This window comes from Nonomuraea sp. NPDC049141, assembly GCF_040648415.1.
In the GTDB taxonomy this organism is placed as follows: domain Bacteria; phylum Actinomycetota; class Actinomycetes; order Streptosporangiales; family Streptosporangiaceae; genus Nonomuraea.
Map to the genome: position 1 here is coordinate 11842 of NZ_JBEZDR010000003.1, position 12641 is coordinate 24482.

A 12641-nucleotide genomic window follows, 5' to 3' on the forward strand; every position below is an offset into this window, starting at 1 on the left:
GGGGCGATCAAGTACGGCCCGCGCCACGGATGCGGATCCGTTGCGCGGGCCGTACGGGAAGCGGCCGGTTGTACCGCGTCTCTAGCGGAAGGAGGCGATGGTGTCGGCGAGCTGGTCGACCGCCCAGAGGAGATCCTCCTCGGAGATCACGATCGGCGGCGCCAGCCGGATCGTGGAGCCGTGGGTGTCCTTGGCCAGCACGCCGCGGGCCATCAGCCCCTTCGACACCTCGCGCCCGGTCGCCAGCGACGGGTCGATGTCCACGCCCGCCCACAGCCCGCGCCCGCGCACCGTGATCACGCCGTGGCCGATCAGCTCGCGCAGCCGCGCGTGCAGCACCTCGCCGAGCTCGGCGGCCCTGGACTGGTACTCGCCGGTGTTCAGGATCTCGATCACCGCGTTGCCGACCGCGCAGGCCAGCGGGTTGCCGCCGAAGGTGGAGCCGTGCTGGCCCGGCTTGATCACGCCGAGCACGTCCTCGTTCGCGGCGATCGCCGAGACCGGTACGACGCCGCCGCCGAGGGCCTTGCCCAGGACGTACATGTCGGGTACGACGCCCTCGTGGTCGCAGGCGAACGTCTTGCCGGTGCGCCCGAGACCCGACTGGATCTCGTCGGCGATCATCAGGATCCCCTCGGCGGTGCACAGCTCTCGCACCTGCGTGAGGTAGCCGTCCGGTGGCACCAGCACCCCGGCCTCGCCCTGGATGGGCTCGAACAGCACCGCCACCGTGTTGGCGTCGACGGCCTCCCTGATCGCCTCGACCGAGCCGTACTTCACGATCCGGAAGCCCGGCGTGTAGGGGCCGAAACCCTCGCGGGCGTCGGGGTCGGTGGAGAAGCTGACGATCGTGGTCGTCCGGCCGTGGAAGTTGTCCTCCATCACGATGATGTTGGCCTGCTCCGGCTGGACGCCCTTGACCTCGTAGCCCCACTTGCGAGCCACCTTGATGGCGGTCTCGACGGCCTCGGCGCCGGTGTTCATCGGCAGGATCATGTCCTTGCCGGTGAGGTCGCCGAGCCCGGCGCAGAACGTGGCGAACTGGTCGTGGTAGAACGCACGGCTGGTCAGCGTCAGGTTCTTGAGCTGCTCCTGCGCCGCCTCGATGATCTTCGGGTTGCCGTGCCCGAAGTTGAGCGAGGAGTAGCCGGCCAGGCAGTCGAGGTATCGCTTGCCCTCGACGTCGGTCACCCACGCGCCGTGGGCCTCGTGGATCACCACAGGCAGCGGGTGGTAGTTGTGCGCGCTGCGGCGCTCACTCACTTCGATCAGGTCGGTGGTGGTGCTCATCTCAGTTCTCCCCCCGGATCTCCAGTGTGCAGCACTTGGGGCCGCCACCTGCCTTGCGCAACTCCGACAGGTCGACGGGAATCGGCTCGTAGCCGCGCCGCTTGAGCTCCAGTTGGAGGTCGCCCGCCTCGGCGTTGATCACCACGTGGGTGCCGTCGCTGACCGCGTTCAGCCCGAGCACCTCGGCGTCGGCGTCGGTCGCCAGCACGGCGTCCGGGAACAGCCGGGCCAGCACCGCGCGGCTGCCCTCGGAGAAGGCGGCCGGGTAGTAGGCGACGTTGCGGCCGTCGATCGGGAACAGCGCCGTGTCGAGGTGGTAGAAACGCGGGTCCACCAGCGTCAGCGAGATCACCGGGCGACCGGTGAACTCCTGCGCCTCCTGGTGCGCCGACAGGTTCGTACGGAAGCCGGTGCCGGCCAGGATGACGTCGTCGAGCGTGAGGAAGTCGCCCTCGCCCTCGTTGACGTGGGACGGCTCCTTGACCGGGAAACCGTTCTCGGTGAACCAGCGCAGGTAGGCCGGGCCCTCGGCGGCGCGCTGCGGGTAGGCGAACCTGGCGCCGTAGACCCGCCCGCCGACGACCAGGGCGCCGTTCGCGGCGAACACCATGTCAGGCAGTCCCTCGACGGGATCGATGAGGCTGACCTGGTGCCCGAGGCTCTGGTAAACCGATCTGAGGCCCTCCCACTGCCGGATCGCGAGATCGCGGTCGGTGCCGGTCTCGGGATGCATCCACGGGTTGATCGCGTACTCGACCGTGAAGTATTCCGGGCGGCACATGAGGAAGTGCTTGGGCATGCAGGTCTCCGTCGGGGTCGTCGGGGGAGTGTCCCCGAAGGGGACGAAGACAGCATAAGAATTTATGTTTGCGCAGGCCAAGGGGTTGACATTGCATGTACGCGCGGGTCTGTTGCGACTTTCAGCCGACGACCTGCGTTCTGTTGCGCTCATCCGGTACGGGACCCGCGAACGGGTCAGATCCGGGCTCGGCGCGGCCGGGGAGAGGCGCGTCGGGCACGGCTCCCGGCGGCAGGTCGACGAGCCGGGACAGCACGATCGAGCTCTTGGTCCGCACCACGAACGCCTCCGCGGCAAGTCGCTCGATCACCCGCTCCACATGGCGCACATCGGTGGCCCGGATGTGCACCAGCGCGTCGGCCTCACCGGTGATCGTGGCCGCCGCGACGACCTCCGGGCACTTGGCCACGGCCAGCGCGATGTCCGAGGGCTTCGTCTTGCCCTGGCAGAACAGCTCGACGTACGCCTCGGTGGTCCAGCCGAGCGCCTGCGGCGCCACCCGGGCGCTGAACCCGGTGATCGCACCGGCCTCGCGCAGCCGGTCGACCCGGCGTTTCACGGCCGACGCGCTCAGCCCGACCCGGTGCCCGATCTCCGCATAGGTCTGGCGGGCGTCGTCGACGAGCGCCGCGATGATGTCACGATCCAGCCGGTCCAGTTCCACGCGCCCTGTATACAGCCTGGCCAGGCTGGCGCGCGACGAGCACGCCAGGGGAGACTGAGCGTTCGATCTTTGACCGGAGGATGCTGGACCCGTGAGCAGAGCAGCTTTTCCCGAGAATTTCGTCTGGGGAGTCTCGACGTCCGCCTACCAAATTGAGGGCGCGAACGTGGCCGACGGCCGCGGCCCGTCCATCTGGGACACCTTTCTGGATTCGCAGACCGCCTGCGATCATTATCATCGATATGCCGAAGACGTCGGCCTGCTGAAAGACCTGGGCGTGACCGCCTACCGTTTCTCGGTCAGCTGGCCGAGGGTGGTTCCCGGCGGCTCGGGACGGGTCAACGCCGCCGGACTCGATTTCTACGAGCAGCTCGTCGACGAGCTGCTCGGCGCGGGCATAACGCCTTACGCGACGCTTTACCACTGGGATCTGCCGCAGGCGCTGGAGGACAAGGGCGGCTGGGCCGTCCGCGACACGGCCGGCCATTTCGCCGACTACGCGCGGGCCGTGCACGACCGGCTGGGTGACCGCGTCGACACCTGGTTCACGGTCAACGAGCCGTGGGTGTCGGCCTTTCTCGGTTACGGCTCCGGCATTCACGCGCCGGGCCGCAGCTCGCCGGCCGACGCCTTCAGAAGCGCGCACCACCTGCTGCTCGCCCACGGACTGGCGACCGGCGAGCTGCGCGCCGCGGGCGCCTCGAAGGTGGGCCTGATCCTCAACTTCTCGCCCGTCATGACACCCGGCCAGGTCGGCGACCTGTCGATGGAGCTGCCTGAGGAGGACACCGAGGCGGTGGCCAGGATCGACACGCTGATACACCGGCAGTTCCTGGAGCCGGTGCTGCGTGGCGCGTATCCCGCCGATCTGCTCCCGCTCGTCGAGCGCACCGCCGGCCTCGACCATATCCACGAAGGCGACCTGGCCGACATCTCCCGGCCCATCGACCTGATCGGCGTCAATTACTACGCGCCGACCGTGGTGCAGGCCCAGCCCAGTCAACCGGCCGATCCGGCGTATCCGGGAAGCGCCGGAATCCTCTTCTGCACGGTGCCCACGGCGGTGACGGCCATGGGCTGGCCCATTGTCCCGAACGCCCTCCCGCTGCTTCTCCGCCGCCTTTCCCGCGAATATCCCGAAACCCAGCTCATGATCACCGAGAATGGCGCCGACTTCGTGGACGTGATCACCGGGGACGGGATTCACGACGTCGACAGAATCAATTTCATCGAGGAACACCTGCGAGCCCTCCGGGTCTCCATCGAGGAGGGCGCGCGGGTCAGCGGATATCTGCTCTGGTCGCTGCTCGACTGCATGGAATGGGCCGACGGTTATCAGCGCAAGTTCGGCCTCTACCACGTGGACTTCGCCACCCAGCGGCGGCGGCCGAAGGACAGCGCATACTGGTACCGCGACGTCATCAAGCGCAACGGCCTGGGCGAGAGCCGCCCGAAACGGCCCACGCTGGAGACCGTGGCCGCCCGTGCCGGGGTCTCCAGGGCCACGGTGTCCCGGGTGGTCAACGGAGAGGCTGCCGTCAGCTCGGAGGTCCGCACGGCCGTGATGCGGGCCGTCCAGGAGCTGGGCTACGTCCCCAACGCGGCGGCCCGTAGCCTGGTCACCCGGCGTACGGACTCGATCGCACTCGTCCTGTCCGTCCCCAGACCGGGCGGCGAGGCCCTGACGGCGGCCGTCGTCCAGTACGTCACCAGTGTCCTGGAAGGGGCGGGCAAGCGGATCACGCTCATGGTCGCCGACACGGCGGAGAGCCACCGCCGCATCGTCCAGCACGCCGAGGCCCGCCTGGTGGACGCCGTGATCCTCCTTCCGCCGTCCACGGACAGGACGGACACGCTGACCGAACGGCTGATCCGCACCGGCCTGCCCACAGTCCTGCTGGGCAAGCCCGCCATCGCCTCCCTCGTCCCCTACGTGGACGTCGACAATTCGGGCGGCGCGGCGGCGGTGACCGACCACCTCCTGTCGGCCGGCCGCCGCCACCTGGGCATCATCTGCGGCCCTCTGGACCTCGTCGCGACCCAGGACCGCCTGACAGGTCACCGGGCCGCCCTCGAACGCGCCGGCCGCCACCCGTTGATCGCCACCGCGAACCTCACGATGCACGCGGGCGCGGCGGCGGCCCGGCAGCTCCTCGCGGACAACCCGCGCCTGGACGCGATCTTCGCCACCACCGACCACCTGGCGATCGGCGCGCTGCGGGCGGCGCGTGAGGCGGGCCGCCGGGTGCCGGACGATCTGGCGATCGCCGGCTTCGACGACATAGACGCCGCCTCCTGCACCACCCCGTCCCTCACCACGGTCCAGGCCCCGGTCGCCGACCAGGCCATGGCCCTGGCCAGGCTGCTCCTGTCGAGACTGGAAGGCAGGCACACCACCTCGGTCATCGTCCCGACCCGCCTCGTGGTGCGGGAATCCACGTAGCTCACCATGCCCGGGCGGTGAAAGCGACGCCTGCCCGGGCTCAGAACCCGCAAGTGATCACGAACCTCTCCCATGATCCGATCCTTGTCGCATCGGTGTGGATCACATCCGTCGTACGCCCACCGGCACCGACAGCCGTGACGTAGTTCCCGCTGTTGAGCGTCTTGAGAACGCAGGTGTTCGGGGCGGCCAGAGCCGCGGCGGGCCGGGCAGGCTCAGGCCGGCACGAACCGTGCGGACAAATGCGGTAAACGGTTTCCGGTAATCCCCAACGTTAGGTATTTCTCTCCATCGCCGGTTCTCCCATTCTGAGAAGGCAAGACACGGCCCTCCCGAAAGATGGGCCCAGGAGATTCCGCGACGGAAAAGGAGCCCCACCAATGTCGCAATTCACCACCGAAGAGCAGAATCAACTGGCCGCCTTCCTCCATGACCTCGATTCCGCGCCGAACCTGCAGGCGTCTGTCGGTGCCTCGCTGGAAATGCCGTCGTCGCCCGGTCCGGGCGGCCTCGGCCAGCGTGTCGCCAGTGCCGCCGGGATCGGGCTACCGCCGCTGGCGGCCGATGGATCGATCATCGGTCCCTTTGATGCGCGGATCGGGTTCAGGGATGGTGTCGCCGTGGGCGGCTGGGCCAACCTGGCCCTGCACGACACCGGCTCGTACAACTTCAGTGGGCATTTCCATGTGTCCGGCGCGATCAGCTACGACACATCGTTCATCTGGGCGATCAGGGACTTTCTCGAGCCCAACCCCAACGTCTACACCTTCGCGCACACCGGGCGGGTGCACGGCACCTTCGAACCCGGTTCGCGGGACGACGACTGGGGGAAGTCCGAGATCCTGCCCGCTCTGCACGACGGCTGGGCCGACCTGAGCCGGCGTTGGGCCTGGCGCTGGGAGGCCAGGGTCAACGCCGATTTCGGGGTCTTCCTGGACGCCATCATCAAGGTGGTCGCCGCCGGCCAGGCGATCGGCAGGGTCATCTCGGTCGTGGCCTGACCCGGGTCGGAGAAGAACCAAGAATGCGTGTTCCGGCCGTCTGATCGGCTGTACCGGCAGGTGCACAATGGCGTGCGCCAGCGGTCGGGGGCCGGTACGGGCACCCGAGAACCCCGGCCATCGTGCCGGGGTTCTCGCTTGCTACTCCCCAAGCGCCTCGGCGAGATGGGGAAAGACTTTGGACACCTTCGCGAGGAGATAGTCCCCATAGGTGCCGCTGAACGCCCGTAGATCCTGCCCGTCCCAGCGCGCCCGCCCGCCCGGTGTGTACGGAAGCGGCGGCACCTCGCAGTCCCACCCGGGATCGAAGAAGAACGGATAGCTGAGGCGCTCATTCCCACTCAGATTGCGCACCCGGTGCGGAGTGGATCGATAGAGGCCCCCGGTCAGCTTGTCCAGCATGTCGCCGATGTTGCACACGAACGTGCCAGGCAGCGGCGGCGCGTCGATCCAGCCGCGCGTCGTGTGGACCTGGAGGCCGCCGTTGCCGTCCTGGAGGAGGAGGGTGAGCAGGCCGTAGTCGGTATGCTCCCCGACACCCCACGCGTCGGTCTCGTCCGGCTCTGCGGGCGGGTAATGAAATATCCGGAAAAGAATGGTCGGATCGGCGGTATAGCCGGCGCGGAAATAGTCCTCGCGCAAATCCAGGCTGAGCGCGATCCCCGACATCACCGCCTGGGCGACGCCGGTCATCGTGCCGAGATACTCCAGTACGGCCGCGCGCAGCTCCGGCACCTGCTCGGGGAACAGGTTCGGGCCGCGCAGCGGGAGGTCGCCCGCCGGTTCCTCGGCGCCGAAGTAGACGCCTTCCTTCTGGTCCGGGCGGCCCGAGGTCAGCTCGCCGCCGACCGGGAAGAAGCCGCGCCAGGCCCGGCCGCCGCGCTCCATCGAGATCTCGTTCTTCACCTCGACCGGCAGCTCGAAGAACCTCCTGGCGGCCGCGTCGAGGCGGCCGACGAGCTCGGGCGCGACCCCGTGGCCCGAGACGTAGAAGAAGCCGCTGTCCCGGCAGGCGGCGCCGATCCGCTCAGCGACGGCGGCCGTCTCCCGAGAGCCGGAGAGGAGCGGCGAGATGTCGATCACCGGCAATTCACTCACCACGCCATTGTTCCGCATATCCGGCGATTAACATCGAAAGACAGGACCGCGCTGGAGGCTGTATGCGCTTCACTCGCCGGCACGAGCATAACCACGGGCACGAATCCGACGAACCAGGACAGGTCACTCGCATCGCCCCCGCCGTCGCCTATGACGGAGACCTCTACCACCTGCCCGACTGGGCGCAGCGCCGCCGCGAGGAACGCGAGCTTGGCCGTGCCCACGCCACCGACGGCCAGATCGACACGCTCACCCTCGAAACCGGCAGCGTGCCGCGCTTCCACGAACTGGAGGACGAGCGCCTGGCCGAACTGGCTCAGATCGAGAACCTCACCGAGCGGGAGATCCAGCAGGCTCGCGCCGAGTTCGAGGCGCAGAAGATCAAGCTGACCGAGTCGCAGCGCGCGTTCGGCGAGATCCGCAAGGCGCTCGACGACAGCCAGCGCCGGGTCCGGGAGCTGGAACAGCCGAGCAGGCGCCCCGGCGACGGCCGCCCGAGCTCTATCGCGCTGTCCGGCAGCCGCTGGCCCGTCGTACGCCGCTGGCTGCCCGCCGCGCTGCTCCTGCTGCTTCTGCTGATCGTCGAGGTGCCCATCCTGTACCAGGTGATCCTGAACTGGGGCGACAGCGTGGCGATGACCGCCCTGCTCGCGGCGGGCGCCGCGTTGATCATGCTGGTCGCCCCGCACATGTACGGGAGGACGTTCCGGGCATGGCAGGAGAACGGCAGCCCCGCCAAGGGGCGCTGGCTGCTGATCGCCGTCGCGCTCGTCTGGCTCGGCCTGATCGTCGCCGTGGCCGTGCTCCGCCGGGAGGCCCTGGTCAGGCCGCTGGTCGTCGACGGCCAGGAGATCGGCCCCACCTCCTCCGGCGTCGGCCTCCTGCCCACCATGATCCTGCTGCTCGCCCTGCTGGTCGCCACCGCGCTGATCGCCGCCGACCTGGGGCGCAGGATGCACAACCCCAACGACCGCCGGCTGCGCGAGCTACGCGCCAAGCGTGACGCCGAGGCCGTGGCCTGCGCCGCCGCCCAGGCCGACTACCAGCGAGACGCCGGTTACGCCGAAAGCATCGCCCAGTACCTGCAGGCGGTCGACCGGCGGCTGGCCAGCAGGACGCGGCAGCTCGACAGCGGCTTCGACAGCCTCGGCACCGCGTACCTGGGCGGCGTGGTCGAGGGGCTGCACGACCCGGAGGCGGCCAGCTGGGCCGAACGCATCGTGGCCAGACGCCGCGCCGCCGACACCCGCGGCGCCTGACCGGGGTGGTCACGTGGTCGAGAAGGTGAACCAGTTGACGTTGACGAAATCAGCCGGTTGGCCGCTGCTGAACGTCAGGTAGACCGTGTGCGTTCCGGTCACCCCGGAGATGTTCGCGGGAACCGTCCGCCAGCTCTGCCAGCCTCCCGTGTTGGCCAGCGCGAAGTCGCCGATCGGCGTCGCCGTGGGACTGTCGAGCCGCACCTGGACCAGCCCGCTCACACCGCCCGCCGCCCCCGACGCCACCCTGGCCTTGAACTGCCTGGCGGCCTCGGAGCCGAAGTTCACCCCGTCGAAGCGGAGCCAGTCGCCGTTGGCGATGGCGCCGACGTTCTGCCCGCCACCCGTGTCCGTGGTGGTCTCGACGATGGTGCCCGACTGGGCCTGGTAGCTCTCGGCCTGAATGGTCGAGCGGGCGTCGACCCCACCGGGCGGGGTGGGCGTGACGGTCGGCGTCGGTCCCGTGCTGCCGCTCTGCCATACCGCCACGTAGTCGACGACCATCGGCCGCCCCGGCACGGTGGCCGCGGTCGGCGTCGTGCTGCCGGCCAGCGCGTCCGGGAACGCCCCGCCCATGGCCACGTTGAGCAGCAGGAAGTAGCCGGCGTGCCCGGTCATGTTGGCCCAGGTCCCGGCGTCGAGCTGGCTCTGGCTCACGCTGTGGAACTGCTGGCCGTCCACGTACCAGCGCAACTGGTTGGGACTCACGCTGCGGTCCCATTCGAAGCGGTACGTGTGGAAGGCTTCCTGGCACGTCGAGCCGGGGCAGGCGCGGCTGGCGCCCAGGCCGGTGGTCTCGTTGCACGGGCCGCCGGGGTTCACGCCGCAGTGGAGTACGCCCCAGACGGAGTTGATGCCGTTGACGTTCTCCATGATGTCGAACTCGCCGATGCCCGGCCAGTTCCAGTAGTTGCCCCGGTACGGCGAGCCGAGCGCCCAGAACGCCGGCCAGTAGCCGAGGGCGGGCTGACCCGTCACGTTCGGCATCTGGATGCGGCCCTCGATGCGCAGCACCCGCCCGTCGGCCGGCTTGAAGTCGGCCCGTGTGGTCTCGACGCGCGCCGACGTCCATTCTCCGGAGCTGCTGCGCTGCGGCGTGATCCGCAGGTTCCCGGCGCCGTCGAGACCGAGGTTCGAGGACGCGGCCGTGTAGTTCTGGATCTCACCGGTGCCCCAGTTGCCCGGGCCGCCCGGGTAGCCGTGCCCGGTGTCCACGATCCAGTTCGCCGACGAGGGCGGCGCGCCCGAGGTGCCGTTGAAGTCGTCCGACCAGACCAGTGACCAGCCGGAAGGGGTTGGGGGCACGGCCGCGGAAGCGCTCACGGCCACGTGCACGAGGAGGGCGGCGAGCACCGCCAGCGCCACGGCCACCGCCGCCAAGCGCCTGCGACTCGGGTTTTGTGGTGCCATTCCTTGCTCCTGGGGGGATGCGGAGGCTGTTGCAGAGAGCGCTCTCTCACGAGACGTAAACACAGGTGTAATGCCGTGTCAACAAACGGCACCACAGGCTTGACGGCTTGGCGAAAAGGCCCATGCCCGCCTGGAGAGAGCGCTCTCGGGCTCCGGTGTCTTGTGGCGCTGCGCGGTCGCGTACTACAGCAGGTCGACCGGGCTCGCCCCCGCCGCCTCGAACGTCTCCTTCCAGAAGTCCTCCAGCAGCGGGAACCGGTCGGGGCTCGCCGTCTTCTCCCGCAGGAACCCGTGCACGACCACCCCGTAGCCGGCCAGGTCCGGCATCAGCTGCGACGCCCGCAACTGCTTGGCCTTCTGCGCGCGGGCGGCCTCGCTCAGGTCCAGCTTGTTGATGTTCAGCTCGCCCCGGTTGTTGATGAGATCGCTGAACACGATGATCTGATGCGCCTTGTCCGGCTGCCGCTGGGCGCTCATCTGCTTGACCAGGTACCGGAACGCACCCAGCACGTCCGACCCCTCGCCCTCGGTCGGGCAGTCGAACAGCGCGACCGCCCGGGGGAGCACCTCGGTGATGCGATGGGTCCGGATGCGGTCCTCGACGACGGGGTTCGCGTTGGGGTTCTCGGCCTTGGTGGCCGCGATGGACACCGGGTCCTGGCGGCACGCACTGCTCTCGGAGCTCCCGGTCACGGCGGCGAACGCGATCCAGTCGCAGCCCTGGGCGAAGGGGGGCAGCTTGGAGGTGACGTCACTGCGGGAGGTCGCCGGGTCGGCATAGCTCGTGGAGTCGACGACCACTCCGCACACGGCCTTCGCCTCGGTTCCGCACCCACTGACCCCCGCGCCCACCAGCACCACGACCCCCACGGCCGCCACCCCGCGCCGCACCCTGCGCCCCCTTGGCCTGGCGACCGGACGCGCGGGCGTCCGCGTCAGAGCCTCCCCCCGAGACCCGGCCTCGCCGCCACCTCCGTCCGTCATCGCCTTCCTCCAGCCCCGGTGTCATCACGCTCGGGCCCGGCCTCGCGGTTGGGCCCGGCCTCGCGGTTGGGTCCGGCCATCCGGTTGGGTCGAGCCCCACGGTCGGGTCCGGCCATCTGGTCCGGTCCAGCCTCGCGATCACGGCCGATCCCGTGATCGTCGGTGGCCTCCCAATCAGGCCCGGCTTCGGCAACAAGGCCCGGACCAGGGGCGGGAGCCGTGTTGGTGCGCGGGGTGGGAGCGGGGCGGTGGCCTGGATCCGGTGCGGTGTCGGAGGACAGGTCTGAGCCCCGGCCTGGGGCGGGACCGGCGTCGAAGCCCAGGTAGGCGTCCGCATCGGAGTCCGGGTCGGCACCCGAGCCCGAGCCCGAGCCCGAGCCCGAGCCGGGGCCGGAGCTGGAGCCCGAGCCCGAGCCGGGGCCGGTGTCGGCATCTGGATTGAGGCCGGCATCCGATTCAAGGTCGGCGTCGGACTCTAAGTCGGTGTCGAAAACGAGGTCGGCCTCTGGGGCCGCGTCCCAGGGGAGTGCGCGCCGTGCCTCGCCGGGCAGTGCCCGAGGTGCGACGACCTCGGCGTGCCACACTTCGATCCGCGCCTCGACCTCCTCCATGATCCGCCCGATCTCCTCCCGCCCGGAGACCGCGGTCGCGCTGTCCCCCGAGGAGTCCATCGCGATGACCTCGCCCTTCCACAGCGACGGGATCTCCTCCTTGCGCGGATGAGCCCGCATCACCCCACCCCGATAAGCCGCGATGAGCTGCTCGGCTTTGGCATGTACGGTCTCCACCGCATGGTTGCGTTCGATCAGCGCGCTCTCCCACTCCTGCGTGAGTCGCTCGATCTGCGCCCTGGCCCGATGAACCGTGTCACCGGCCTCCTGCACCACGGCCTTACGCCGCGCCTCGGCCCGCCGCCGCCTGGCCTCCGCGATGGAGATGAAGGCATCCTCGCCGCCGGCCGAAGCGGCAGCGCCAGGATCATCCGCCGGACCGGCACCCTTGGCGCCGGGCGTGTGACCGGGCGTGTGACCGTTGGCGCGCTCGGCGACCGGCCGCAGATCGGCCCGCCCGAGCTCGCGCAGGATCGTCTCCCGAGCCCCCACCGCCCGCTCAAGCAGCACGGTCCTGGTGGCCGCCAGCCGCCGATCAACCTCGGTGATGCTCTCACGCGCCCGAGCCCGTACCTCGGTCACATACGAAGGCTGGAACTCCGGATCCGTGAATTCCCCAAGCGGATGCTCCCGGGCATCCCGCATCCCCTGCCGACGCGCTTCCTCCCGCTCGGCCGGCGGATCGCCCGCCCCCCACTTGAACAGCCGCGACAAGAACGCCATCCGCGTCTCCCGGCACAGAACCGCTATCCGACTAGAGTGCCCTGACCCCCCACCCTAATCGCTCAGTCCCCACCCAAAGCGGCTCCAGCCACGCCAACCCCCCACCCAACCAGCCAAGGCGACGTCCGACCAACAAGCACGCCGTATCGGCGGCCGACCCCGTACCGGTCAGAGGCCGTCCTCCTGGAGGCCCCCCGCCATGGTCGGCGGGTGGCGGGTTCCCCATGCGTGCCGTACAGGAAGAAAAGCCCTAAGGCCTCGCTGGTGCATCGGTGGCCCGCCGTCACGCCGAGGCAAGCCGTCACTCTGAGGCCCGCCGTCACGCCGATGGCTCGCTGGCGCATCGGTGGCCCGCCGCC

The 12641-nt window shown here is 69.6% G+C and carries 9 protein-coding genes and 1 pseudogene; 3 read left to right on the top strand and 7 right to left on the bottom strand.

Annotation, left to right across the window (positions count from 1 at the left end; all coding sequences use genetic code 11):
• Nucleotides 1–81 precede the first annotated feature (81 nt).
• The 3 genes and pseudogenes from rocD to AB0B91_RS08685 form a co-directional block, all read right to left on the bottom strand.
• Complete coding sequence (gene rocD, locus AB0B91_RS08675) at nucleotides 82–1290, bottom strand: ornithine--oxo-acid transaminase (RefSeq protein ID WP_358317559.1); 1209 nt, start codon at nucleotides 1288–1290, stop codon at nucleotides 82–84.
• A gap of 1 nt (nucleotide 1291) precedes the next feature.
• On the bottom strand, nucleotides 1292–2242 hold the full coding sequence (gene ddaH, locus AB0B91_RS08680) for a dimethylargininase (RefSeq protein ID WP_358317561.1): 951 nt from the start codon (nucleotides 2240–2242) through the stop codon (nucleotides 1292–1294).
• Between the two features lie 76 nt (nucleotides 2243–2318).
• Nucleotides 2319–2753: pseudogene (locus AB0B91_RS08685) on the bottom strand (Lrp/AsnC family transcriptional regulator); the annotation flags it as partial.
• 91 nt (nucleotides 2754–2844) lie between these two features.
• Here AB0B91_RS08685 and AB0B91_RS08690 point away from each other — a divergent pair.
• Complete coding sequence (locus tag AB0B91_RS08690) at nucleotides 2845–5196, top strand: GH1 family beta-glucosidase (protein WP_358317563.1); 2352 nt, start codon at nucleotides 2845–2847, stop codon at nucleotides 5194–5196.
• A 380-nt stretch (nucleotides 5197–5576) separates the two neighbouring features.
• On the top strand, nucleotides 5577–6197 hold the full coding sequence (locus AB0B91_RS08695) for a hypothetical protein (protein ID WP_358317565.1): 621 nt from the start codon (nucleotides 5577–5579) through the stop codon (nucleotides 6195–6197).
• A 141-nt stretch (nucleotides 6198–6338) separates the two neighbouring features.
• Here the strand turns inward: AB0B91_RS08695 and AB0B91_RS08700 are convergent, their stop codons facing one another.
• A complete protein-coding gene (locus AB0B91_RS08700) occupies nucleotides 6339–7295 on the bottom strand; it encodes a 2-oxoglutarate and iron-dependent oxygenase domain-containing protein (protein ID WP_358317567.1) in 957 nt (318 codons plus the stop codon).
• 62 nt (nucleotides 7296–7357) lie between these two features.
• On the opposite strand from AB0B91_RS08700, the gene AB0B91_RS08705 reads away from it, so the two are divergent.
• On the top strand, nucleotides 7358–8554 hold the full coding sequence (locus AB0B91_RS08705) for a hypothetical protein (protein WP_358317569.1): 1197 nt from the start codon (nucleotides 7358–7360) through the stop codon (nucleotides 8552–8554).
• Nucleotides 8555–8563: 9 nt separating this feature from the next.
• Here the strand turns inward: AB0B91_RS08705 and AB0B91_RS08710 are convergent, their stop codons facing one another.
• The 3 genes from AB0B91_RS08710 to AB0B91_RS08720 form a co-directional block, all read right to left on the bottom strand.
• Nucleotides 8564–9964 (bottom strand): glycoside hydrolase family 16 protein, encoded by a 1401-nt coding sequence (locus AB0B91_RS08710; protein ID WP_358317571.1) that lies wholly within the window; start codon nucleotides 9962–9964, stop codon nucleotides 8564–8566.
• 183 nt (nucleotides 9965–10147) lie between these two features.
• Nucleotides 10148–10948: a hypothetical protein gene (locus tag AB0B91_RS08715; RefSeq protein ID WP_358317573.1), complete on the bottom strand. Its 801-nt coding sequence runs from the start codon at nucleotides 10946–10948 to the stop codon at nucleotides 10148–10150.
• Nucleotides 10945–12282, bottom strand: a complete 1338-nt coding sequence (locus tag AB0B91_RS08720) for a hypothetical protein (protein ID WP_358317575.1) — start codon at nucleotides 12280–12282, stop codon at nucleotides 10945–10947. The genes AB0B91_RS08715 and AB0B91_RS08720 overlap by 4 nt, the downstream gene beginning before the upstream one ends.
• Nucleotides 12283–12641 lie beyond the last annotated feature (359 nt).

Excerpts from the sequence above, each read along its gene's own strand:
- AB0B91_RS08715 (WP_358317573.1), bottom strand. The coding sequence starts at position 10,948 with ATGACGGACGGAGGTGGCGGCGAGGCCGGGTCTCGGGGGGAGGCTCTG.
- rocD (WP_358317559.1), bottom strand. The coding sequence starts at position 1,290 with ATGAGCACCACCACCGACCTGATCGAAGTGAGTGAGCGCCGCAGCGCG.
- ddaH (WP_358317561.1), bottom strand. The coding sequence starts at position 2,242 with ATGAGCGCAACAGAACGCAGGTCGTCGGCTGAAAGTCGCAACAGACCC.
- AB0B91_RS08720 (WP_358317575.1), bottom strand. The coding sequence starts at position 12,282 with ATGGCGTTCTTGTCGCGGCTGTTCAAGTGGGGGGCGGGCGATCCGCCG.
- AB0B91_RS08710 (WP_358317571.1), bottom strand. The coding sequence starts at position 9,964 with ATGGCACCACAAAACCCGAGTCGCAGGCGCTTGGCGGCGGTGGCCGTG.
- AB0B91_RS08695 (WP_358317565.1), top strand. The coding sequence starts at position 5,577 with ATGTCGCAATTCACCACCGAAGAGCAGAATCAACTGGCCGCCTTCCTC.
- AB0B91_RS08705 (WP_358317569.1), top strand. The coding sequence starts at position 7,358 with ATGCGCTTCACTCGCCGGCACGAGCATAACCACGGGCACGAATCCGAC.